This is a genomic window from Bacteriovorax sp. HI3, assembly GCF_059738875.1.
Window position 1 is genome coordinate 2,992,280 of sequence record NZ_AP026946.1, and the last position, 21,698, is coordinate 3,013,977.

20 protein-coding genes are annotated in these 21,698 nt (G+C 41.0%); 2 read left to right on the forward strand and 18 right to left on the reverse strand.

From position 1 onward, the window contains the following. Nucleotides 1-185: 185 nt before the first annotated feature. Nucleotides 186-1,604, forward strand: a complete 1,419-nt coding sequence (locus tag AC6JA8_RS14755; protein ID WP_497974491.1) for a L,D-transpeptidase family protein — start codon at nucleotides 186-188, stop codon at nucleotides 1,602-1,604. Nucleotides 1,605-1,713: 109 nt separating this feature from the next. Beyond that, the gene (locus AC6JA8_RS14760; protein WP_497974492.1) at nucleotides 1,714-3,021 is read left to right on the forward strand and encodes a 3'-5' exonuclease; all 1,308 of its coding nucleotides are present in this window, start codon (nucleotides 1,714-1,716) and stop codon (nucleotides 3,019-3,021) included. Between the two features lie 13 nt (nucleotides 3,022-3,034). Here AC6JA8_RS14760 and AC6JA8_RS14765 read toward each other — a convergent pair whose 3' ends face one another. The 18 genes from AC6JA8_RS14765 to sppA all read right to left on the reverse strand — a co-directional run bounded on the left by AC6JA8_RS14765 (nucleotide 3,035) and on the right by sppA (nucleotide 21,593). Then, a complete protein-coding gene (locus AC6JA8_RS14765; protein WP_497974493.1) occupies nucleotides 3,035-4,687 on the reverse strand; it encodes a histidine kinase dimerization/phospho-acceptor domain-containing protein in 1,653 nt (550 codons plus the stop codon). Continuing rightward, on the reverse strand, nucleotides 4,677-5,969 hold the full coding sequence (gene xseA / locus AC6JA8_RS14770) for an exodeoxyribonuclease VII large subunit (protein WP_497974494.1): 1,293 nt from the start codon (nucleotides 5,967-5,969) through the stop codon (nucleotides 4,677-4,679). The genes AC6JA8_RS14765 and xseA overlap by 11 nt, the downstream gene beginning before the upstream one ends. A 105-nt stretch (nucleotides 5,970-6,074) precedes the next feature. Beyond that, nucleotides 6,075-7,496 (reverse strand): S41 family peptidase, encoded by a 1,422-nt coding sequence (locus tag AC6JA8_RS14775; RefSeq protein WP_497974495.1) that lies wholly within the window; start codon nucleotides 7,494-7,496, stop codon nucleotides 6,075-6,077. A gap of 25 nt (nucleotides 7,497-7,521) precedes the next feature. Continuing rightward, nucleotides 7,522-8,658, reverse strand: coding sequence for a murein hydrolase activator EnvC family protein (locus tag AC6JA8_RS14780; RefSeq protein ID WP_497976886.1), 1,137 nt, complete (start codon nucleotides 8,656-8,658; stop codon nucleotides 7,522-7,524). Further along, entirely contained in the window at nucleotides 8,658-9,455 is a 798-nt protein-coding gene (locus AC6JA8_RS14785; protein ID WP_497974496.1) for a hypothetical protein, read from the reverse strand. The genes AC6JA8_RS14780 and AC6JA8_RS14785 overlap by 1 nt, the downstream gene beginning before the upstream one ends. Further along, on the reverse strand, nucleotides 9,443-10,168 hold the full coding sequence (locus AC6JA8_RS14790) for a cell division ATP-binding protein FtsE (protein WP_158649697.1): 726 nt from the start codon (nucleotides 10,166-10,168) through the stop codon (nucleotides 9,443-9,445). The genes AC6JA8_RS14785 and AC6JA8_RS14790 overlap by 13 nt, the downstream gene beginning before the upstream one ends. Before the next feature lie 151 nt (nucleotides 10,169-10,319). Further along, nucleotides 10,320-11,795, reverse strand: coding sequence for an HD domain-containing protein (locus AC6JA8_RS14795; RefSeq protein WP_497974497.1), 1,476 nt, complete (start codon nucleotides 11,793-11,795; stop codon nucleotides 10,320-10,322). A gap of 62 nt (nucleotides 11,796-11,857) precedes the next feature. Beyond that, nucleotides 11,858-12,079 carry a hypothetical protein gene (locus tag AC6JA8_RS14800; RefSeq protein WP_497974498.1) on the reverse strand — a complete coding sequence of 74 codons (222 nt, stop codon included), beginning with the start codon at nucleotides 12,077-12,079 and terminating at the stop codon, nucleotides 11,858-11,860. A 55-nt stretch (nucleotides 12,080-12,134) separates the two neighbouring features. Further along, on the reverse strand, nucleotides 12,135-13,667 hold the full coding sequence (locus tag AC6JA8_RS14805; protein WP_497974499.1) for a sigma 54-interacting transcriptional regulator: 1,533 nt from the start codon (nucleotides 13,665-13,667) through the stop codon (nucleotides 12,135-12,137). Between the two features lie 130 nt (nucleotides 13,668-13,797). Next, a complete protein-coding gene (locus tag AC6JA8_RS14810; protein ID WP_497974500.1) occupies nucleotides 13,798-15,135 on the reverse strand; it encodes a hypothetical protein in 1,338 nt (445 codons plus the stop codon). A gap of 8 nt (nucleotides 15,136-15,143) precedes the next feature. Then, the gene (gene tolA, locus AC6JA8_RS14815) at nucleotides 15,144-15,998 is read right to left on the reverse strand and encodes a cell envelope integrity protein TolA (protein WP_497974501.1); all 855 of its coding nucleotides are present in this window, start codon (nucleotides 15,996-15,998) and stop codon (nucleotides 15,144-15,146) included. A gap of 19 nt (nucleotides 15,999-16,017) precedes the next feature. Beyond that, a complete protein-coding gene (locus AC6JA8_RS14820) occupies nucleotides 16,018-16,434 on the reverse strand; it encodes a biopolymer transporter ExbD (protein ID WP_491637383.1) in 417 nt (138 codons plus the stop codon). A gap of 13 nt (nucleotides 16,435-16,447) precedes the next feature. Then, nucleotides 16,448-17,143 (reverse strand): MotA/TolQ/ExbB proton channel family protein, encoded by a 696-nt coding sequence (locus tag AC6JA8_RS14825; protein ID WP_497974502.1) that lies wholly within the window; start codon nucleotides 17,141-17,143, stop codon nucleotides 16,448-16,450. Between the two features lie 83 nt (nucleotides 17,144-17,226). After that, on the reverse strand, nucleotides 17,227-18,093 hold the full coding sequence (locus tag AC6JA8_RS14830) for a hypothetical protein (RefSeq protein WP_497974503.1): 867 nt from the start codon (nucleotides 18,091-18,093) through the stop codon (nucleotides 17,227-17,229). Next, nucleotides 18,093-19,001, reverse strand: coding sequence for a hypothetical protein (locus AC6JA8_RS14835; protein WP_497974504.1), 909 nt, complete (start codon nucleotides 18,999-19,001; stop codon nucleotides 18,093-18,095). The genes AC6JA8_RS14830 and AC6JA8_RS14835 overlap by 1 nt, the downstream gene beginning before the upstream one ends. Beyond that, complete coding sequence (locus tag AC6JA8_RS14840; RefSeq protein WP_102244589.1) at nucleotides 19,001-19,432, reverse strand: SH3 domain-containing protein; 432 nt, start codon at nucleotides 19,430-19,432, stop codon at nucleotides 19,001-19,003. The genes AC6JA8_RS14835 and AC6JA8_RS14840 overlap by 1 nt, the downstream gene beginning before the upstream one ends. After that, the gene (locus tag AC6JA8_RS14845) at nucleotides 19,432-20,664 is read right to left on the reverse strand and encodes a hypothetical protein (RefSeq protein ID WP_102244590.1); all 1,233 of its coding nucleotides are present in this window, start codon (nucleotides 20,662-20,664) and stop codon (nucleotides 19,432-19,434) included. Before AC6JA8_RS14845 ends, AC6JA8_RS14840 begins: the two co-directional genes overlap by 1 nt. A 14-nt stretch (nucleotides 20,665-20,678) precedes the next feature. Then, the gene (sppA, locus tag AC6JA8_RS14850) at nucleotides 20,679-21,593 is read right to left on the reverse strand and encodes a signal peptide peptidase SppA (protein WP_497974505.1); all 915 of its coding nucleotides are present in this window, start codon (nucleotides 21,591-21,593) and stop codon (nucleotides 20,679-20,681) included. Nucleotides 21,594-21,698: the final 105 nt, after the last annotated feature.

Genomic DNA, 21,698 nt, shown 5'->3' on the forward strand with positions numbered 1-21,698 from the left:
CCCCCATAAATTTTGTGGATTTTTACTTGTTCGAAAAGGCCTTTTTCAAGGGGGGCTGTATTTTTTTTAGGGCATGAAGATTTTTCATATAGGTGGATTTTTGCTGGTCTTTCAAAATCGGGGGGGCTAAAAGATGGCCACTATTTTAGGACTCATTCTCAATCCATATTAACGGGGGAACACACATGAGAAAACACATTGCGCCTATGATGCTACTTTCAGCATTGGCCATTTCACCAGTAGCTCACTCACAAGAAGCTGCTCTTGACAACGCAGAAGTAACAACACCTGCGGTTACTACTTCAAGCAATATTTATTATATTGCTCTAAACGGACTAAGAGTTCGTTCAACTCCAGAAGACGCTGGTAAAACAATGGGCGTTCTTTCATTAAATGAAAGAGTTCGTCTGGTTAGCCCTGAACTTATTAATGGTAAATATGTTCAGATCGAAATCATCAAAACTGTAAACAAAATGCTTCCATCAGAAAAATACTATGTTGTGCGCGAGTACCTTTCTGAAAAAGTTATCGACTACAAAGAGTTCACAGGAAAGTACTTCACTGTTCTAAACGTAGCGACAGAAACTCTTCGTCTTTATGAAAGACAATGTGCAGACAACTCTTGTCCACACAAAATGATTATGGAAACTGAAGTTGTTGTTGGTGAAGACCGCGACCACCCAGCTGCTGAAAAAGGAAAAGGACGCTCAGTTCTTGGATCATACCGTTTAACTGGTTGGGCAAAATTCTATCAGGATTCTGAAGGTCACTACCCTGCTTGGTACAAAGATGGTTACCCTGATCTTCCAGAAGTTAATGCTGGATTCAACAACTGGCTTAAAAATAAGCATATGCCGGCAGACGCTGAAGGCAAAAAACATGGTGTAATGAGAGGAGCTTTTGGATGGTACGCTGGTTTCGTTGCTCCAAACCCATACGGACAATGGACACACGGAACAATTGGTTGGGGTGAAGATAAAGATTCATACGTTAAGAAAACAAAGAAACTTGTTACTAACGTAATCTCAAACCCAAGAAGCTCTGGATGTACAAGAAACAATAACGAAGCAATCGCATTTATCAGACAGATCATCGATACAGGTGCTCCAATGATTAAGATCTACGCGAAAGAAGCTATTCTTGACCCGGCCCTTTCTGACTACCGTGACGAAACAAAAGAATGGAAGTACATCTTAACTAAAACGGCCGGTGAAAAATCAGACCGTGAAGAAGTGCTTAAGTCACTTAAAATTTCTGGACAAGAAGCAGATGCTTACTGGGCAGCTAAACGCGCGGGTGGTGAATTAATTCTTGACCCAAAAAGTCCACTTAACAAGATCCTTGAAGTTGGAACTTATACAGTTGACACTCAACCAACTGTAATCAATTACACTCCAGGTGAAAAAATGGGGAAAATTGAACGTTCTGTTGGAAGAAAAGGTAACGTTTACGGGGTGAAAACTAAAGATATGTCAGACGGTGTATTCTACATTGACGCCGGAGTTCTTTCTGGTTACCACCACCCAAAAACAATTCTTGAAGTAAGTGGTTTTGAAGATGAAGAAACTCCTCCATGGATGAACATCTCTAACTTAAACAGATAATTAATTGCAAAATTGATATCGGCAAACTTGAGGCCCCTTTACGAAGGGGCCTTTTTTTTATATGATTGGGTCTCAACTAATCGAACGAATGTTCGACTAAGGATAGACAATGACAACGACTTTCTCAAAAACGCCTTCGTACGATTTACTTCATTCATTAACATTCTGTGTATTCGACCTGGAAACGACCGGTGGGAATCATCAGCACGATAAGATCATTGAAATCGGCATGGTACGTATTCAGAACCTGCAGATCGTTGATCACAAAAGCTTCCTGATCAATCCGGAAGTTCACATTCCTGAATTCATCCAAAAACTAACGACAATCAAAGACACCGACGTAGCCGATGCTCCGGTGATTGAAACAGTTATTGATGAAATCCTGGAGTTCATGGGAGATTCAATTCTCGTGGCCCACAACACGTCATTTGACGTGCCTTTCTTTAACTCTGTCCTAAAGCGCCTGGGGAAGCCGGAACTGCAAAATAAGTCAATTTGCACTAACCTCATGACCAAATACATGATCCCTAACATCTTGAGCTCGAACTTAAATTACATGAGTAAGATTTTCGATCTCAAACACCAGAAGGCCCACCGTGCCCTGGATGACACAATGGCCTCGGCAGAGCTTCTGTTGAAATATCTTTCTATCTTCATTCACAAGAAGATCGCTAAGGTTAACAGCCTTTATTACCCGAAAAATAAGTTTGAGCTGGATCGTATCAACTATAAAAAAGATGTTCCTCTTGAAGGAATTATTGAGCAGATCAACTCTCTGACAACCCCTTTTCTGGTGACTTTAAAAGGTCAGGAAGGAGTGGTGCTTTTTTCTATGCCTTCTCATGGAAGAGCGGATGAAAAAGCATATATCGTTGAGAAAGTTAAAAAGATCCCTTATGAGATGCTCACCCTAAAACTCACAGGACCTTATTTCCAGGGTCTTCTGGAAATGTCGTCTTACTTCTCTAAAATCAGCGATGAGCTCGAAATTGAGACGATTAAAAAGCTGTGCGAATTTAATGGTATCGACCCAAAGACTGTCGATCTTCAGCACCCACAGGAAATGCCAGCGGACTTTATCGTGGTTAATCACCTGATCCCTGAGCAGTACGTGATCTACCCGCTTCGTGCCCTTCACCAGAAGCTCGAGCTGGTCTTTCGCTACCCGACTCACCAAAACAAACTGGTTCAATACATCAACTCTAAGAGTGCGAGAATGGCCCAGGGGAAAATGAAAAAGGATCACCTAAACCCAATGATCAACAACTTTCTGATCGCCTACTTAAAAGGAAGCCGCGACACGCTTCTTATTCAGCGCCAGAATGCCAAGATCACCAATCAGGACTTAAAAGACCCGATTGAAAAGTTTATGAGTGAAAACCCGAACGACTACGATTTCCCTCACAAGTATCTTTAATTTAAGTTCATTCCTAAGAACGATAGATTAGACGGATTTCCTGCTTAAGGAAGTTAACTTCTAGTTTTTCAAAAACCAGTAAGTGCTGAATCAGTTTTGACTGGACAATTTTATCTTCGTACTCAAAGTCTTCATCCAGTTTTAAAACGATTTGATTAGAAAACTCCAACACCTCTCCCGACAAGGCCCCATGCTGAACCTGAGTGACCAGGCGGTGGTGGGCAAAAGCAGTCATAAGTTCACTACAGATTAGGTAAAAGATCATCGACATGATCGAGGCATTGATCTGATGAGAAAAATGCTCCAGCGTAGGTGAGTATTTCATATCCAGGCGCAGGTTAGATTCAATCATTCTAAATCGAAGAAGATTGATCGCCTGATCAAGTGAGCCTCTAATCGAGACCTGTGTATGAGTGCTCGGAGAAAACTTAGAAAATCCCAGAAAGATTTCCACCAGCTCTTTACATCTCTTGGCCCCACTCTTCATGTCTTCTAAATCGGACAAGGCATCGGGAGACCAATCGCCTTCAAGTGACAGCAGTGATAGGGCCGCTAAAATCCCAGCCAAAGGATTATTTAACTCATGGGCAATAGAGCTTGAGATAATCCCCAATTCATCCACAGAAGAAGCTTTTTTCGCCGGCTTCTCTCCACTTTTTTGAATTTGGTTTTTATCAGTTGTATAAAAAACAAAATAAGAAACTTGAATAAGATTAATAGGAAAATCAATGCGTCTGATCTTATAGAAATTCTGAAAGATTTCCGCACTCTCTGAATCTTTAAAGCGCAGGCACTCTTTTGGAAGGATTCCAATCTTGGCAAATGATTCATTGTAAATAAGAAGATCCCCTAGGCTTGAAATAACGGCCATCGGGTACGGGATTTTTGAAAAGATCTTTTTCCAGAAATCAATCTCTCCATCACTCTTAACTAGTTTTTGGTCGAGAATCTGAAGTGTGCGCATACAAGTTGAAAGTAGAAGCTCGACAAATTCTGCGTCTTTTTTCACATCAAAATGCTTAAAGCGCATAAAAAGATAATAATCTTCACTTGGAAGCTTAAAAATAAGAGAGTTCTCATCAACCTGTAAGTCTTCCTGAGAAAGCCCACTGCTGGTGACCAGGGCCAGAGATTGAAGCTCATTGCTCTTTTTTAAAAAGCTTTTAAAATGCGTGTTCCAACTAAGAAGAGACTCTTCTTGTAAAAGCAGCATCTCTAAATCGAGAATAGATTCAAAAATCTTTTTTGACTCCGCTCCATTGGCCTCGATATTAATTTCATCCAGGTAGGTTTTAATAATATCGTAAAGCCTCTCGCTTTCTTTGATTCTCTCCTGAATCTGCAGGTGACGCTCGGCCAGGAAGAATTTATCAATAAAATGTGAGATCTCTTCGTAAGAATTGAAATTGATCTTACTTACTGAAAGCCCATCACTTTGGTCCTGGGCCGGCAGAACAATCATCTTGTTTTTAAAACGACTCACTTTTCTCAGGTTTTTTTTCTCTACGAAAAAAAGCCCGGGAGTAAAGTCATCTAAATCTTGAATATTGGTGGCGTACTTGATTTTCTCTTCTTGTAAAACGCGAACAAGAAACTCTGATTGATCTTTTGAGATCAAGCTGGGATCGACAACGAATTGGATTTTGGTTTTCCCTTTAGCCTTCATTGGATTTTACTTTTCTTGCACCGTCGTGGAAGTGAAGGTTAAATGACACTCCCTTTGGAGCTTTATCAAAATCAGCAGTAGAGCCCACGACTTTCCCCGCTTCTGTTTCCAGGTAACCATAACCACGCTCTAAAACATTTTTAGGGTTTAAAACTTTTAAGACATCGCGGGATTTATCCAGGCGGTGGTGATAGTCCTTAAAGCGTTCTTTTAGTATCTGCTTCATTCTTTCCAAATTTTCATCCAGGCTTAAATAGAACTCATGAATATTCGTGAGTTCATGTAAACGCTGGTGAATCGCACATCTTGAAAGTCGCTTTTGAAAAGAGGCCAGCCTCGAAAGAAGAATATTTAAAATAGCGTGTGGATGAGCATGCTTAAGCCTGTTTTCCAGACGGCTTATTTTATAATCCATCACATTCTTTAAGCGCGAGCGAAGATTGGTCATTTTATCTTTAATCATCGTCTGGTGATGAGTGATGACTTCCGCCGCCGCTGACGGCGTTTCACAGCGAAGATCGGCGACAAAATCAGAAATTGAAAAATCAACTTCGTGTCCGACGGCACTGATAATAGGGATCGGGCAATTAAAAATATCGTAAGCTAGTCCTTCATCGTTGAAGGCCCATAAATCTTCTAAACTTCCTCCCCCGCGGGCAAGGACAATCAGGTCGATTTTTTTTGCTGGCTCAGCTTCCATAGAATACTTAATAACATTGTGAAGAGAAGCGCGGATTGCTCTTGGAGCATCGTCCCCCTGAACTAATGTCGGGATCACCAAGAGATCCATCCAAATAGAGCGGCGGCGGTAAATATTAATGAAGTCCTGTAGGGCCGCTCCTCTTTGAGCGGTAATGATAGCGACTCGTTTAGGCATTTGAGGGATCGGCTTTTTTTGATCCATATCAAAAAGGCCTTCGCTAGCGAGCTTTCTTTTTAGTTTTTCAAACTGCTCTTTTAAATCCCCCGTCCCCACGGGCACAATTCTTTTAACGATGATTTGAAACGTTCCTCTTTTTGGATAAACATTGATGTCGCCGACAACCACAACCTTCGAGCCGTCCTTGATGGTTTTCATCAAAGGGTTTCTCAGGGCATCCATTTTAAAAAGGGCGGCGCTAATTGCTGAGTCTTTATCTGAGAGTGTGAAGTACCAGTGCCCAGATGAGGACAATGACAAATTGGTGATCTCTCCTTCGATGGAAACGTTAGAGAATTCATGTTCGAGTAAATTTTTGATTTCCCCGACGATTTCGGAGACTTTTTTAACTTCTAGACTCATTGCCTACTAGTATTACTAAAACGATGGAGCGTGAAAAGTTTAAAGGCCTGTTGCTGGGAGTTATTTGGGCAAAAAAAGACCCGCCGAAGCGGGTCTGTAAGTTTTTTAGAATTTTAGTGTCTTGATCAGACCGATATTTTTTAAATAATTGATGGCCTGGTTCACTTGATAGTCTTCACCCGGGGCCACGCGCTTAGAATCGTCTTCATCATCTCCAGCAACGACCGGCTCTTTTGCCTCAGGTTTTTTCGCCTGCTTTTTCTTTTCTCTCATCGCTTTGAATCTTTCTGTGCGCTCGATTCTTTCTTTAAGCTCCTGCTCTTCGCGGATCTTTTTTTCTTCTGCCGTTTCAATCGTCGCTGTTAAGTGATTCTTTAAATCCTTTTCTCTGATGAAGCTAGACTCTTTTCTGTTTTCATCATACCACTCACCTTCAGCTTCACCGATTGTGACATCAGGATTGATTCCTACGGCCTGGATCTTTCTTCCAGTAGGAGTCATGTACTGAGCGATTGTCAGTTTCACTCCACTTGTGTCATCGATTTTTGCCACTGACTGAACTGAACCTTTACCAAAAGACTGAGTCCCCATGATGATGGCGCGTTTAGCGTCTTGAAGAGCACCAGAAACGATTTCAGAAGCTGAGGCCGAAGAACCGTTAATTAGCACCACAAGTGGTACTTCAAGCTCTTTGTATCCACTCTTTTTCACGTAACGGATTTCTTTATTTTTTGGATCGCGACCTTCAGTTGAAACGACAATCCCCTCTTTTAAGAAGATTGAAGAAACATCAACAGCTTCATCCAATAATCCACCTGGGTTTGAGCGCAGGTCAAGGATCACTCCCTTTAAAGGTTCTTTCTTTAACTGCTCTCTCATTTTCTTTAGAGCATCGACAATATACTCAGCAGATTTTTTCTGAAACTGAGTCAGGCGAACGTAAGCATAAGCATTTTGTAGCAATTCATACTTAACTGGCTTGAGGTAAACGATTTCGCGAGTGAGTTCAAAGTTCTTCACACCATCCACGCCATCTCTGACGATTCCCAGTACAATTTTAGACTTCATTTTTCCACGAAGTTTATCAATGGCCTGCTGAAGACTTGCTCCCACCATTGACTCGTGGTTAATCTCTACGATCTTATCTCCTGCTTTGATCCCCGCTTTAAATGCCGGTGAATCTTCAATTGGAGTAATGATAACCAGGACTCCGTCTTTTTGTGTGACTTCAATTCCAAGTCCACCAAACTCTCCAGAAGTTTCTTCCTGCATTTTTGAGAAGACTTCGCTGTCGAGATAAGCAGAGTGAGGATCAAGGGTATTCATCATCCCGTTGATAGCGCCTTCAATAAGCTTATCAGTGCTCACTTCGCGGTAGTACTGCGATTCAATAAGGTAGAGCACCTTGTTGAAGAGTTCTAATTTTTCATAACGTGATTTTTTTGCAAGATCTTCTGCTGGAGCTGCAAAAGCAGCACTAGACATCAACGACAGACCGACCAAGAGACTTGTCACAGCTCTCTTCATAACGACTCCTTCCATGGTTATTTGCCTAGTGAGATGAATTTTTCGCGAGCGACTTCTTATCCAACAGCAAATATGTATTTTGAGCTAAATTGTTTTTTCTAACTTCGAAATAAATCCTTCCCTCTCCCAGACCATTGCCTGATCTTGGATTGGTGAAACCTACGACCTGCGCATCCTTGACGCTGTCGCCGTTTTTAACCGAGTAATCAAACTGCCCCAAAAGAACAGTACGGGTATCATTCCCATGGTCAATCATCAGGACGTTTCCATAATTTGCCAGTGTCCCGGTATAAACGATCTTGCCGGCCTTAGTCGCACGCACTTCGTTTTTCCCGTGGAAATTAAACGTCACCCCTTTCTTTTGGTACTCCATTGCCTGGTAAGAATAGATTGGTGGATAAAACTCTCCACCAGAAAGAGGCTGAGAAGGAATTTTGATTTCTTCTGTAATCTGCATTGGTGCCAGACGTTCGCGCTCTTCGACGATTCTTTTAGACTTCTGGTTGATGGCCAGCTTATTTTTTTCTTCGTCAAAGCGGGCCTTCATGTCAGCATTGTTTTTTGTCTGCTGATCCAGCGAGCTTCTAAGCTCGCGGCGCCTTTCTTCAAGTTCTCCCATCACGGCCAGGAGTTCTTTTTCCGTGTCCATAGATTCTTGGAGTTTTGCGTATAGGCCATCGACGTCAGTCTGAAGGGCCTTGTTGGACTTCATCATTCCATCGAGGTCTGCAAGTCTCTTCTGCAGCTTTTCGATCATGACTTTTCTAGCAAGCATATCCGAAGAGTTTTCAGTATTTTCGAGTTTATTTAAAAGTACACCCATCAAAAGATTTTTTGTCTGTGAGTAATTCTTTTTTAGTGTCTCGCTGTCGAAGTCGGCATTTCTTCTGGCCGAAGCCAGGCTTTCTTCAATGCGTGCTCTTTCTTCAGCAAGCTTAAGATATTTTTTATTGTTAAGCCCCAATGTCACTTCAACATTGGCCACTTCTTTAGCTAAATTCTGGATGTTTTTAGTTTGATCCTGAAGCTTGCGCTTCATCTCAAAGACGTTAAGTTTATCAGCACTCTCTTCCTTCGCTTGCGGTACGCCGACGGCCGACTGAGCTGACACAGCTCCAGTCAAAACGATCAGTGGAATAATAAGAAGAGATTTGGCCATCATCACGAGCGGCTCTCCCACTGGTATCTTTTGGCGTGAAGGAAAATCCCCACAACAAAGACAGCAAGGGCCACCAGAAGGTTAATAAGCTGAGGCATGCCTAAAATAAAAGTGAAAGCGACAGAAAGGATGAAGATTAATGTCAGCCCATTTAAGGCCATCTTTAGTCCTACTTTCTTCTTTCTTTGGTAACTTTCAAGCAGGTATGAAGCTTCGGCGATTTTCGCTCTTACTGAAAGAAGAGAGATCGTCCAGAAGATGAAAACGATGAATAGATACAACGAGTATCCCCATGTTTTAATCACGCCAATAAATTGAGCACGCTTATCTGCAATCTGGTCATTTGATTTGATGGCCCCAAGAGTGATGTTGCCTTCTCCTACTAAGTGAGAAAGGTAATCGCGAACTAAATCCTTTGCTCTTGGCTTAAGATCTTTTGTGTAAATAACTTTTAACCCGGCATAGTTTAAATCCAGGTTTGAATCAGTCATGTCCACCTGAAGTGAACCTAAGATGTTTTTAACTTCTTCTTTGATCTGCGTTTCTGAAAGAATCTCAACTTTGAATACGCCAGGAAGCGCGCTCATCTGACGGGCCACAGACTGGTAAGATTCACTTGAAGCAATAAGCGCGTAGAAATAATCCCCCGCTTTATTTTCAGGAATCATTCTGGTGAATTGCTCTTCTAAATAGTTCTTTTGTCCGATTGAGAAAACAAAAAGAATAGAAAAGAAAAACAGAAAGAAGCCTCTCACTGGAGACTTAAATAAAATTTTAAAAAATTGAATTAGATAAAACATGCATTCCCCGAATACACTAAACGTCCATTGTCTAAATGAATAATTCGGCCGGTGAAACTCTTAATGAGATCCTTATTGTGAGTGGCCCACACGACAGTTAATCCGCGCTTAACATTATACAGGTTAAGAACATCAAAAAGTCTTCTGGTATTGTCGATATCAAGTGATGACGTCGGCTCGTCTGCAATTAAAACATCCGGGCGAGTCAGAAGCGCTCTGATAATAGCGACCTTTTGCTTAAGGCCCCCATTGGCGTCGTTAATTTTTAAGTGAAGTCTGTCTTTGATTCCTAAGATGCGGGCAAGTTCATTAAGGTCTTGAACGAACTCTGCCTTGTTGGCATAGATTGAAGAATCATATGAGAACATTAAGTTCTCTTCACAAGTGTATTTCCCCATTAAACGTAAATCTTGAAAGACGTTGGAGATGAATAGACTTTTTTTACCTGAACCTTTTTCTGGTCTGATCACACGTCCCGAAGTCGGGTCTTGTAATCCTGAGAGAACTTTTAGAAGAGTTGTTTTCCCTGCACCACTAGCACCCGTAAGAAAAATAATTTCTCCACGCTCAATTGTTAATTGAACATTTTTAAGGGCCATAATTTCGTCGAATTGAACCGAGACGTCTTCACAATAAAAAATGGGACCTTTCTGGCCTTGTTGTTGTGGAGCTTTCATAGTTCTGTGGTTCGCTGTTTGAGAAAAATTTTGCATACTGACCATCACTCCTAAGTCCATCACAGAAATCGTCCTGATTCCTGCAGGAAATCCATACTAGATTCCCTAGCTAAATTTTAGCCTACATTTGGATTTTTAGATAGAAAATTGAATAATTGCCAATTTTCCTCAGGTACTTTTTATAGGATTAACTAAAAGACCCGTCAATAACACCCTCTGCTAGGAGAAGTTCATAGGCAGAAGTCGAACAATAAACGTTCGGGATGAAGTTGTTACTGTTAAAAAGTCTGGAAATTAGCGAATTCTCGACGTCGGCCAGAAGCTTGATCTCCCCGTTTTCCATGGCCATCTTCACCGGATCGCGGTCCAGGAGGATGTTGTGCTTGCCGGTCGTTGAGCCGCGGGCCACGTTTTTAGGGGATTTGACGAACATAATCGACTTTTTCGGGATATCAGAAATGACCCAGTCAGAGGGTCCACCTTTTTTCTTTAGGAACTCTTCGATCTCCAAAAACTTCGCATGGGCGCGCTTATAATAGCGCTCAACCGCCTGCGGGTCGTCCTGAGACAGAAGTCTCGACTTAAACTCTTCACAACGAATCGCTTTTCCACCACTCGCTAAAAGAATCACGCGGGCCATGTCTTTAATCTTTGGATTTTTGTCCAGGTCACCATTGTTGTAGTGCTTGTGGACTAAAGTCATGAAGTAGTTGTCGTTGAAGCCGTAAAACTTCATTGGATCTTTTTCGATCATCTCCAGAAGTTCACTGTATTTATAGATGTAACCTTTTTCTAAAAGATAGTGGCAAACTCTCTCGGCAATCGAATCAAATTTCGCTCCACGAGGAGAGCGGATAACTTGTGAGTACCAAGAAAAACGGCTGGTCAAAAAGTCTTCCACACAATGAAGAGCATTGTGACGAATCGTTAAGATGTCGTGATTGTCTACGCGCTTAACTTGAAAATGATAAAGAAGATAATCGCGGTCGTACGAACCATATGAAAGACCTGTGTAGTGAGCGTCTCTTAAAAGGTAGTCCATGCGGTCACAGTCAACCTCTGAGTGCAGTATTTGGTTAGCGAGAATAGACTCGTCTACTCCCTTTACTAAATCAGAAATTCTCTGCGGGTTGATACCGTACTTTTTTAGGATATAAGTGATCCCTCCAGGGTAATCTGTGTTTTTAATGATGAAAGCACCCAGGTTTTCATGGTCATCAGGAAGACCTTTTCCACCTTTTGCTTTTGTCGTCTCACCGTACTCAATGTAGGCCATCTCTGTCGTGTGTGAGAACATAAACGTTCCCAGATCGTGCATTAAGGCCGCAAGACGCAAACTCTTGTGATAGACGCATTCAGGAGTTAAGCAGCTTGCATCCATTAGTTCTTTTTCACTGACGGCGCGTCCACATGACTCCAAGATTTTATGAGCGTTAAACATTACACCAATTGAATGGTGAAAACGCGAATGCTCAGCTCCCGGGAAAACATAACAAGAAAATCCCAGCTGCTTAATCCATCTTAAACGTTGATAGAAAGGGCTGGAGATGATTTCAAATTCAATCGGGTTCAACTTAATGAAGCCATAGATCGGATCGTAAATGACGTGATTTTTTTGGTTAGGTTGTGAAGCCTTTAGGCCTTCTGAGTTTGCGACATCCATGTTCACACTTCTTTTTAGACAAAAAGGCCCACTCATCTATGAGCAGGCCTTCGTTTAATTAATTAATGTAGGTTCTTCTTATTAAGATTTTTAGTTTCTTTCTTTTTCTTCTTAACCGTGATCATTACTTTTTGCTGAATAAGCTCAAGCATGATCTTTGCTTCTCTTCTAAGGTCGTTATCGTTTACGAAGCGGTAGAAGTTTTCAATATCGATTGCAGTTCTAAAGTTCCTCGGAGTCTTCGGGCTCTCTACGACTGCTTCTGTATTTGTTTCTAGTGACATGGTGTATCCTCCAACTTTCTAATATTACTGTATTTCACCTAACAATTACAACAAATTAAGCTTCCTTATCGAACTCAACTCCGTAAGAGTGAAGTTTGTTGTATAGAGTCTTAACTGTAATTCCAAGAACTTTAGCCGTTTTTGTCTTGTTTCCACCTAGGTTTTCAAGAGTTCCCATGATGTGGTTTTTCTCTAGTTCTTCTAGTGTTACGTGTTGGAACTCAACCGGCTTAGCTACTACAGGAGCTGCTGCTACGATTTTTGCTTCAGAAGCAGACTGGATATGCTCGTCCAGGTGTAGTTTTTCAATAATTGATCCTTCTGCAAGGATGTAAGCGCGCTCTACTACGTTTTGTAGCTCTCTCACGTTTCCTGACCAGTTGAACTCTGTTAGAGCTTTGATCGCAGATGGAGAGAAAGACTTATGAGCTTCTTTCGCTTTATTTTGGTTAAGGAAGAAGTTCGCCATTAGTTCGATATCTTCTTTTCTTTCTCTTAGAGCTGGAGCTTTAAGTACAACTGTGCTTAGTGCGAAGTATAGGTCTTCTCTGAATTTTCCTTCGCGCACTAGTTCCATAAGGTCTTTAGTTGAAGCAGAGATTAATCTTACGTCAGACTTAAAGAAACCGTTGTCAGCTTTAATTCCCATTTTATTGTTAATGAACTGAACAAGTTTATTTTGGATAGCTGGAGTCATCTTTTCAATTGAGTTGATGAAAAGCGTTCCGTAGTTTGAAACTTCAAGCATTCCCATGTGGTTTTCAAGACCAAACATTTCACGGTCAAGCTGAGCTTCGTTCATTGTTGAACAGTCTACAGTTACGAAAGCTCTGTCACGACGGTGTGATCTGCAGTGAATACGACGTGCGATCATTTCTTTACCTGTCGCTGCTTCACCCATGATGAAAGCAGAGATTTCTTTATCAGCGATTCTATCTACAAGAGAAAGAAGGTCTTTCATTGCTTGTGATCTACCGATGATTTCTTTTTCTAAGATTTTGAAAGAATCTTGAATCTTCACTCCAGAGCGTGACTCTTGAAGTTCTTTTTCTTTAAGTTCAATTGTACGAAGTAGAGCTTCGTTAAGGTTTTTAGCAGCAAGGTACATTTTCATGTTTTGGATTGGGCTCTTGATATCTGCAAGAACCGACATACCAAAAGTCATATCTTCACGTGAGAATTCACGAGAGTTATCTAGCATTTGACAGTGGATTGAACCAATAACAACACCGTCAGCAGAGATTGGAAGGCAAAGCTCAGCTTTTACACCTAGAGCAGCTTCTCTTGTGAAAACCGGGTCTCTTTCTACTGTATTTGAAAAGTATCCTCTTTTTGTGCGAGCGATATATCCAGCAGCACCAACACCTTTATCCAGTACCAGACCGTTTGTTACTGCGTGTCCGTCTTCTGACATAAGGATTGCTGAACCGTTTTCCAGGATTTTGTAGACCTGAACTTTATGAGCGTTCATATGACCTTTGAAGAAAGCGTTTAGAGATGTAAAAAAGTGTGCTTCATCTAGGCTTAAAAGAAGTGATGAAGTTAGGTTTTCTAGGCTTGTCTTGTGGTTAATCATTGAACTAGTCATTGTAAAACTCCTGGACAATTTAGTATTAAAAACTGCGTTGCGTTACTCAGTAAATAATACAGTGCGTCTGAATATTTTACAAGACTAAAATGCTCGGTTGTCTAAAATTTTTTCCACATTTACGTGATTTCTAGAACTTATACCATCTAGGACTTATACAATTCCCGAATCCAGCGGTAATGGCCCCTAGAATCCCTCCATCACGGTCCATAATGTAGATATTTTGGTCGGCCTTAACTCGCGAGATAACACGCTGGCTAGTAAAGGCGATAAACTCCCCATCATTCGAGTAACTCGGGTCCTCATTAGAGCCAAAATCCTTCGTCAGGCGGGCAAGGCCCTGGCCATCAGATGAGATTCTAAAAAGGTCAAAAGAGTTATCCAGCCAAGAAGAAAAGACGATCTCTTTTCCGTCCGGTGAAAAGCGCGGAGTTGCATTGAACTGACCTACGAAGCTGATCCTCTTTACATTGGACTCGGTCCCGCGTGGGTCCATCGTGTAAATCATGGCCTTTCCAGGTCTATCCGATAAGAACGTCATTAATGAACCATCGTATGTAATAGAAGGGTCAACGTCTGCAGCAAAGTGATTAGTGATTTTTCTTAACTCTTGAGTCGCCAGGTTCATTTCATAAATTTCAGCGTTTCCTGAAACTGTCAGAGTAAGCGCAATACTCTTTCCACCAGTTAAGAAGATAGCTCCCGAATTCACCCCATCTCTATTAGAGATGATTTTAGTTTCGCGAGTTCTCATGTCCATCAGATAAAGGTCGTTGTTTCTTTTTTTAGCTGAGTTGGAAATCAGCGAGTATATTAGGTAGCGACCATCTTGAGACATAGAAGGAGAAATAACGATCCCACCATGATTTGTAATCTGAGTGACGTTCTTTCCATCGAAGTCCATCATATAGACTTCTTTCACTGTTTTTTTCCCTCTTGTGTTTCTGTCTGAAACAAAGACGATCTTAGAAGTGAAGATTGAATCTTTCCCGATAATTTGTTTATAAACACCATTGGCCATCTCGTGCCCTTCTTTGCGAAGAGTAGCGATCGTCACCATTTCTGTTTTGTTATAAATTTGTTTTCTGTTTTTAATATCTTCGAAAACAACTGTTACTTTCATGCTTTCGCCGGCCTTATCAACCGATGCCGTTCCTAAAAAGCGCACACCTTTAGACTGCCAGTACTCATAGTTTGTTGGTTGGCGAACAGATGTATTATTAGGAGCTGCTTCTACCAAGAAGAATTTCTTTTGGTAAAAAGAAAAATCGTTTCTCATCAATTTCACGAGTTCTGAAGCTGCCGTTTTTTGAGCAGCTGTTAAAGTTCCTGACATATATGGATCTTGAATGACCATTTTATCTTTTTCTAATGTAGCTTCACCAACAGCGACGATTGTCAGGTTATCATCCTGAGCAAAAGCACCCACTGAAAGGAAAATCATCATTGCGACTAATAAACTTTTCATAAAACCTCTTATAAAGGGAAACCTAACAATATATCACCATTCATGGCCCTTCTTCCAAACTCTTCTTTGAGTGCTGGAAAAGGAGATGCTGTTTTCACAGCTTCAACTGCTCTTTGATCAAACTCATTGTCCCCACTTGACTGGTACACAACAGCTCTTGTGACTTCACCACTCATATTAAGCCATACGCGAATGCGGGCCTTGTAGTTTTTATCCATCAAGAAACTTGGAAGTTTCCAATGCGGGCGAACTAAATCTGGAAGTCGTGAAGCATAGGCCTGGAAAGCCGTCATTTCTGCAGCTCCACCTTCCCCATACATCGCCGTTCCTTTAGATAATTTATTTCCAGAAAGAACCAGGTCTTTTAAAGCTGTCTCTTTACTGCCGTAAGCACCTTTTTCAGCTTTTTGAGTTCCTTCGGAGTCAACTTTCTTATTTCCAATCGTCTTAAGCTTGCTTAAGAAATCTTTTCTTTTTTGAGCGGCCTTTGCTTCTTCAAAAGTCGGACCTGCGTCCGGTTTTTCTTCAGCTACTTTTGGCTCTTCTTTTGGTTCTGGTTTTGGCTCAACTTTCTCCACCGGCTTTTCAACCTCTGGTGCTTTTTCTTCGCGCTTGGCTTCCTCTACTCCACTTGAGAGATTTTTAAGTTCATTCAACGTGTGAGTGGGCATCGCCACCATATCAACGCGAACCGAAGCCTGGATCAATTCCAGGTTCTTTTCTCTTTCAGCACGATTGAGATCAAAAGCGACCTTTCCACCAATTAAAGTAGAGGCCACGAGTGCTGCGTGGATATAGGTTGAACGTCTTAAAAAGAAGTTAAACCCTGGATGATTAAATTTTGGAGTTTGAAAGACTCTCATTCTTTATTACTTCTTGTCTTTATTTTTTATCTTCTGTAACTGTAACCAGTGCAATCTTATGGATTCCACCGCGCTTTAAGTGCGACATCAGTCTTGCCACTTTTCCATAAGCGAGACCGAAGTCAGCGCGAAGGAAAACAGTGTCTGTGTTATTGGCCTTAAACTGCTTTTGAATTTCCGGAACCAACTCACCTAAAAGCATTTTATCTTTCCCCAGGAAAAACTCTTCAGACTTGCTGATAGAAACAATCACCTGAGTGGCATTTAGATTCACTGGATTAACTTCTTTTGTTTTAGGCAGGTCGAGCTTAATTCCGTTTAACATTAAAGGTGCCGTTACCATGAAGATAACTAAAAGCACGAGCATTACGTCGACAAGTGGTGTGACGTTGATATCCGAGATTGCGCCTTTTTTCTTACCTGTACTGAATCCCATCTTTAACTCCGTACTATTCGATTACTGAACGCTCAACAACGTTAATGAAGTCTTGTCCAAAGCTTTCCATCTCAGAGTTAACTTTTTCGTTGATGCTGTTGAAGTGGTTGTAAAACCAAACAGCAGGAATCGCCGCTGCCAGACCGACAGCTGTAGCAACAAGGGCTTCAGCAATACCAGGAGCAACTGCATCGATTGATCCACCACCACCAGCAAGACCGGCGAAAGCGTCGATAATCCCCCAAACAGTTCCAAATAATCCTACGAATGGAGTTACTGAACCGATTGAAGCCAGTGTTGGCAGAAGTTTACTTAGTTCGTCGTTAGTTTCGTTTGCACCTTTTTTAAGACCGCGCTCTAAAACTCCCATTCCGAAATTCTGGAAGTGGAAAGCTAAACCGCTTTGGTGTTGACCAGAATAAGCTTCTTTCATTTTTACCAGTTCTTTATAACCGTTAGTATAAAGAGCTTTGTATGGTGAGAATGGAAGCATCTCTGACTTAATCATGATGTCTTTTAGGTTTTCTGAGTTTTGGTAAATCTCATAAAAACGTTTATTGTTCTCCTCAACTTCAGCAAAAAGTTTTTTCTTCTTTAAGATGATGGCCCAAGAATAAACCGAAGCAGCAACTAAAAGTCCCAGTACGATTTTTACAATAATTCCTGAATGCCAGATGATGTTGAGAATATCTAATTTTGCGCCTTCCACAGTCTTTGACTCCTGATGAAATAAAGAATTTTTTATGCCTTAATATCATAGACAATTTTTCTTAAATTATTAAGTTAAATCGTCTAATCCCGATAGATATACTCTGGTTTCTTCTTCAGAGTGTATTGCAGATATCCGACAGCGAAGGCCACCAGAATAAGAAATGAAGCCCATCCAATTTTTCTTGTTGGTGCAAATGGCGAGTAGATCTCTCCCCACACCGGATCAAGGCTCATAAGAGAAAAGGCCGGAATGATAAACACTGAAAGAAACAACGCCGGAAGCGTCCAGTTTTTTCGTCTCCACTCTCCACTATAAAGGAGAAGGAAAAAAAGCGGATAAAGTTTGAACGTTATTGTTTGCTCGTAAACAAAAGTTGCTGCTGTAAAAAAGTAAAATAAAAACGGAAATAAAAAAATTCTCTTTAAACGTGTTTTGTCATCTCTGATTGGATAAAAAACATCGAGAATAACCAGGAGGACATAATCGACTGAAAAAAAAATGAACGTTCCGGCAATGGATAAGATTAAACGATCAATTTCAACAATCATCGTTTTGTTGAATCTCATCTCTCCGATTCCCATCAAACCAATGATCAGAAATAAAATCGCCACAAACACCTCCAGTCTAGGAGTCTGGATGCTGTTGCGGAAATAACTTTTAAGAGAAAAGATTTTTCTGGTCTTTAAATTAACAAAAAGCATTGTCAGGTAAAACACCACCAGTTTGGAGATGATAATGAGAGTCCATCCCCTGTCTCCAATCCAATCACCGATTGTCCTGATGTTGTGATTTAAAAGCAGATGAAAATAAGACACCAGAGAAATCAAAATAAGATGAAAGCCCCACAAAAAGGCATAGAAGAAAAAATAAATGAGCATCTGGCGCCCTAAAGGAGAGCGAAAAAAGGCCAGTGTCTCTTCATAGTAGTGGGACAGCGTTTCTTTCATTAAAAACGACTTGGTTTAGGCCTTAGCCAATTGAGCTGAAGCTCGGGCGAAGGGTAAATCTGAGCGTATTTTTTATAAAGAGTGTTCGATTTTGTCAGAGCATCGATCTTCTCTAATAAAGTCAGGTAAGTGTTCCAGATTTTCAGGTCACTTTTTAAAAGAGCATCCATTTCCGTTGTCACTTCAAACTGCTCCTGGAAGCTAAAGCCTTTTTCCAGAAGAAGCGTGTTGTATTTTTTTAGATGGTCATCAATAAGCTTTTTATTAAATGGCTTCCCATTGAAGTTAGAGCCTAAGTAAGACTCCAGGTCTTTTGAAAGCACATAGTTTTTAAAATAGCCGCGTCTAGCCCTTAAAAAGTCTTCAAAGAGAATTAAAGAGATCTCAACTTTAGAGAGATCCATTGTTCTGATAAAAGGCTGAGACAATAAGAAGATGTATTCTTTGTCATTTGTCGGCAAGGCCGCATGGATAACTTCAGTTGTGTCTAAAAGAAGAATTTTAATTTTCTTCTCATAGATTCCCTGCTTTTCCAAAAGTTCGATAAATGACTTTTCCAAGTCGTATTCCGGCTTGTGGAAATCCCATTTTAAAAACGTCGCATTTTTTACCAGCCATAATTCAGAAAACATATTCCAGAATTCTTCCTGACCGGGAACGTTGTAGCGTTTCATATCGTCGCGCTTCTTCTTATCTAAGAAAACGCGTTTTTCTTCCTGCTTCTTTTTTAACTCATCTTCCAGTCCATCTTTTTTAATCAGGTCTTTAATGGAGTTAAAATCCAAAAGCTCTTTGCCTTCCCCTTCTTTAGCAGCAGGAGCGGCCTCTTCTTTTTTAGCTTCGCCATGCCCTTCAGCGGCGCTGGCCGATAAAGACATTAGTAATGAGAGTAGGATGAATAATTTCATTAGCGCACCTTTGATTTCCCCTGAACGTACTGATCATACAGTCTCGCCCAGTAATAAAGGTCATTGATATCAAGGTTAAGTCCGTCAAAAAACTTTGAGTACTCTTCCTCAAAACAAACATTCTTTTTATCGCTTAAGTAGTCGGCCATGATAAAGCCTTCATAGGGGCCAACGACTACCGAATACCAGTTATTCTCCCCGTATAAAAGAAACTCTTTTCCATCTTTAGATGTCTCTTTCATCACTTTTACCGGATGATTACAGCTGATTGTGGTTAAAACTTGTGAATAGCGGGAAGCATTCTGATGTACGTTCCCCATCATCTGGTTGAAGTACTTCACTCCCACTAATGTTTTAGTCAACGGTGCCGTTGTCTGAGCGCCGAGATTAAAACTTAAAATAAGCATCATGCTTAAAATAGTTTTAGACATTATACCTTCCATCTAAATTGGATCGTCTCCCACTCGTGACACTGAGGGCATCTCCAGAAAAGGCTGTCTGAATTGTATCCACACTGACGGCAATAGTGTTTTGCCAATGTCTGGTGAAGATTGTCCAGTAGTCCTCTGGTCTGAGTAAGAGCTTCATCTTTCTTTTGCAGCTCAATTAAAAGTTTAATGTATTCTACCTTCATCACTTCTGATGAATTCTTATTAGTGTCCATCCAGCCTTTTAAGAGTTCAAAGGCTTCATTGATCATGCCCGCTTCTTTTAACAAGCGAACTTTAGATAAAACCACAGATGCTGATGTCGTCAGGTCTTTGTCATCTAAATCCAGGAAGTACTTTCTTAAAACTTCCAGGCGCGCTTGATAATCTTTTTTCAGGGCTTCATTACTTGTCTTAAAATCTTCGCCGATTGAAACGAAAACAAAAGAGGCATACATTGGATGTTCTTTTAAAATCTCAAGTAATAAGTATTTTGCCTGCTCTAAATCACCACTTACTAAAAACAATTTTAGACGCAGGATTTTTGCCGACACACTTGGAGCAAACCTAAAAGCATCTTCCAGGTCTTCTTCACATTTCTTGAAATCACCTTTTTCAAAATACTGTTTCGCTTTTTGAACCAGGATATGTGAAATCGTTTCGGCCTGGTTATTGTGCCCTACTTTCGAGAGCATAATGCGGTAGTTGTAGGCCTGGTCCCAATCCTCAATATCTTCATAGATACGGCACAGGGCCTGGATCACTTCAAACTGGTCGCGGTTGATTTTTAAAACATCGCGGTAGGTTTCAATCGCTTTATCGATGAATCCACCTTTATCAAAATCCAGCGCCAACTCCTTAAGTGCGCGCAGACGGTGAGACTCTGAAATGTTTTCGCGGGCAATAAGCGAGCGGTGAATACTGATCGCTTTTTCAATTTCACCGTTACTTCTAAATAGTCCACCGAGAGCAAAATAAGTCTCGATCGTTTCACGGTTAATATCTACTGCGCTTAAAAATTCCTTGATCGCCAGGTCTTTGTTCCCTGAGATCAGGTATTGAGTTGCATTGAGGAAAATCTTTGACTGAGCTTCAAAGATTGAATTTCTATAACGCTTAGAAAGTTTTGCACCTGTCTCTTTTTCAATCAGGTAATGATAAACCAGTACGATGGTGATTAAAATCGCCACCACGGCCAGTAAATGTTCTTGTATCCAAGGGAGAATTGCTTCCATTATTTCTTTATAACCTATTTAAACATTAAACGTGGAGACTGATCCATCGTTGCTAGAGAACTCAGGTTTAATCTGCTGATACTTTCTTCCAAAGATCCCATCAAATCAAAGAGCCCTACTTTCTTTTTCTTTTCGATAAACTTTAAAGCAAACTCATCTTTCATTTTCATTTCAGTATGAATAGCTCTTCCAGCTGTCCATAAACTTCCCATCTCATCTACCAGACCGATGTTCTTAGCTTCTTCGCCAGAGAAAATTTGTCCTTGAGCATGTTCAGTAATGTCGCCTTTAATTTTGTCAGCTCTGCGCTTTAAGATGTCGTTGATAAATTGCTTATGAACTCCGGCAATCAGCTTGTTCATCATATCTGACTCTTCCTGAGTTAAAGCGCGCGCAGGATTTCCCGCATCTTTATAACGTCCGGCCTTCACTGTTTGTGGGCTTACTTTGGCAAACTCATAAAGTTTTGAAAGGTCCATAAACTCCATGATGACACCGATAGATCCTGTTAGTGTTCCCGGGCTTGCCCAGATCTTTCTCGTTGCTGAACCAAGGTAGTATCCACCGCTGGCCGCGATACCGCCAAAAGAAGCGTAGATCGGTTTCTTTTTGTCGATACGCTGAATCTCTTCATAAATTTCCTGAGTCGGTCCAACAGCACCGCCCGGAGAATCAATTCTTAAAATGATGGCCTGAAGTTGTTTGTCTTCTTCAGCGATTTGCAGAAGCTCGATTGTGTCTTTTGAATCCATAATAACCCCATCAACGGTGATAACACCGATGTGAGCGCTATTAGACTTTTTCTGAACCAGTGAGGTCTCATTAAAAGCATTCATAGTGATAAAAGCAAAAGCGATTAAGATGACGAAGAAAACGAAAACCATGGCGAAAATGCCAAATAAGGCCTTGGTATTTTTAGATGAGGTCACAAAAACTCCATTTTTTGATCAAAACTAAAATAAATCCCTTCTATAGTCTCAAAAACATAGGCGAACGTAAACAAACTTCGAGAAAGCCCGACCTTTTCCCTCAAG

What these genes read in the sequence shown, in the direction of transcription:
- AC6JA8_RS14755 (WP_497974491.1), top strand. Translation starts at nt 186, where the DNA reads ATGAGAAAACACATTGCGCCTATGATGCTACTTTCAGCATTGGCCATT.
- AC6JA8_RS14760 (WP_497974492.1), top strand. Translation starts at nt 1,714, where the DNA reads ATGACAACGACTTTCTCAAAAACGCCTTCGTACGATTTACTTCATTCA.
- AC6JA8_RS14765 (WP_497974493.1), bottom strand. Translation starts at nt 4,687, where the DNA reads ATGAAGGCTAAAGGGAAAACCAAAATCCAATTCGTTGTCGATCCCAGC.
- xseA (WP_497974494.1), bottom strand. Translation starts at nt 5,969, where the DNA reads ATGAGTCTAGAAGTTAAAAAAGTCTCCGAAATCGTCGGGGAAATCAAA.
- AC6JA8_RS14775 (WP_497974495.1), bottom strand. Translation starts at nt 7,496, where the DNA reads ATGAAGAGAGCTGTGACAAGTCTCTTGGTCGGTCTGTCGTTGATGTCT.
- AC6JA8_RS14780 (WP_497976886.1), bottom strand. Translation starts at nt 8,658, where the DNA reads ATGATGGCCAAATCTCTTCTTATTATTCCACTGATCGTTTTGACTGGA.
- AC6JA8_RS14785 (WP_497974496.1), bottom strand. Translation starts at nt 9,455, where the DNA reads ATGTTTTATCTAATTCAATTTTTTAAAATTTTATTTAAGTCTCCAGTG.
- AC6JA8_RS14790 (WP_158649697.1), bottom strand. Translation starts at nt 10,168, where the DNA reads ATGCAAAATTTTTCTCAAACAGCGAACCACAGAACTATGAAAGCTCCA.
- AC6JA8_RS14795 (WP_497974497.1), bottom strand. Translation starts at nt 11,795, where the DNA reads ATGGATGTCGCAAACTCAGAAGGCCTAAAGGCTTCACAACCTAACCAA.
- AC6JA8_RS14800 (WP_497974498.1), bottom strand. Translation starts at nt 12,079, where the DNA reads ATGTCACTAGAAACAAATACAGAAGCAGTCGTAGAGAGCCCGAAGACT.
- AC6JA8_RS14805 (WP_497974499.1), bottom strand. Translation starts at nt 13,667, where the DNA reads ATGACTAGTTCAATGATTAACCACAAGACAAGCCTAGAAAACCTAACT.
- AC6JA8_RS14810 (WP_497974500.1), bottom strand. Translation starts at nt 15,135, where the DNA reads ATGAAAAGTTTATTAGTCGCAATGATGATTTTCCTTTCAGTGGGTGCT.
- tolA (WP_497974501.1), bottom strand. Translation starts at nt 15,998, where the DNA reads ATGAGAGTCTTTCAAACTCCAAAATTTAATCATCCAGGGTTTAACTTC.
- AC6JA8_RS14820 (WP_491637383.1), bottom strand. Translation starts at nt 16,434, where the DNA reads ATGGGATTCAGTACAGGTAAGAAAAAAGGCGCAATCTCGGATATCAAC.
- AC6JA8_RS14830 (WP_497974503.1), bottom strand. Translation starts at nt 18,093, where the DNA reads ATGAAAGAAACGCTGTCCCACTACTATGAAGAGACACTGGCCTTTTTT.
- AC6JA8_RS14835 (WP_497974504.1), bottom strand. Translation starts at nt 19,001, where the DNA reads ATGAAATTATTCATCCTACTCTCATTACTAATGTCTTTATCGGCCAGC.
- AC6JA8_RS14840 (WP_102244589.1), bottom strand. Translation starts at nt 19,432, where the DNA reads ATGTCTAAAACTATTTTAAGCATGATGCTTATTTTAAGTTTTAATCTC.
- AC6JA8_RS14845 (WP_102244590.1), bottom strand. Translation starts at nt 20,664, where the DNA reads ATGGAAGCAATTCTCCCTTGGATACAAGAACATTTACTGGCCGTGGTG.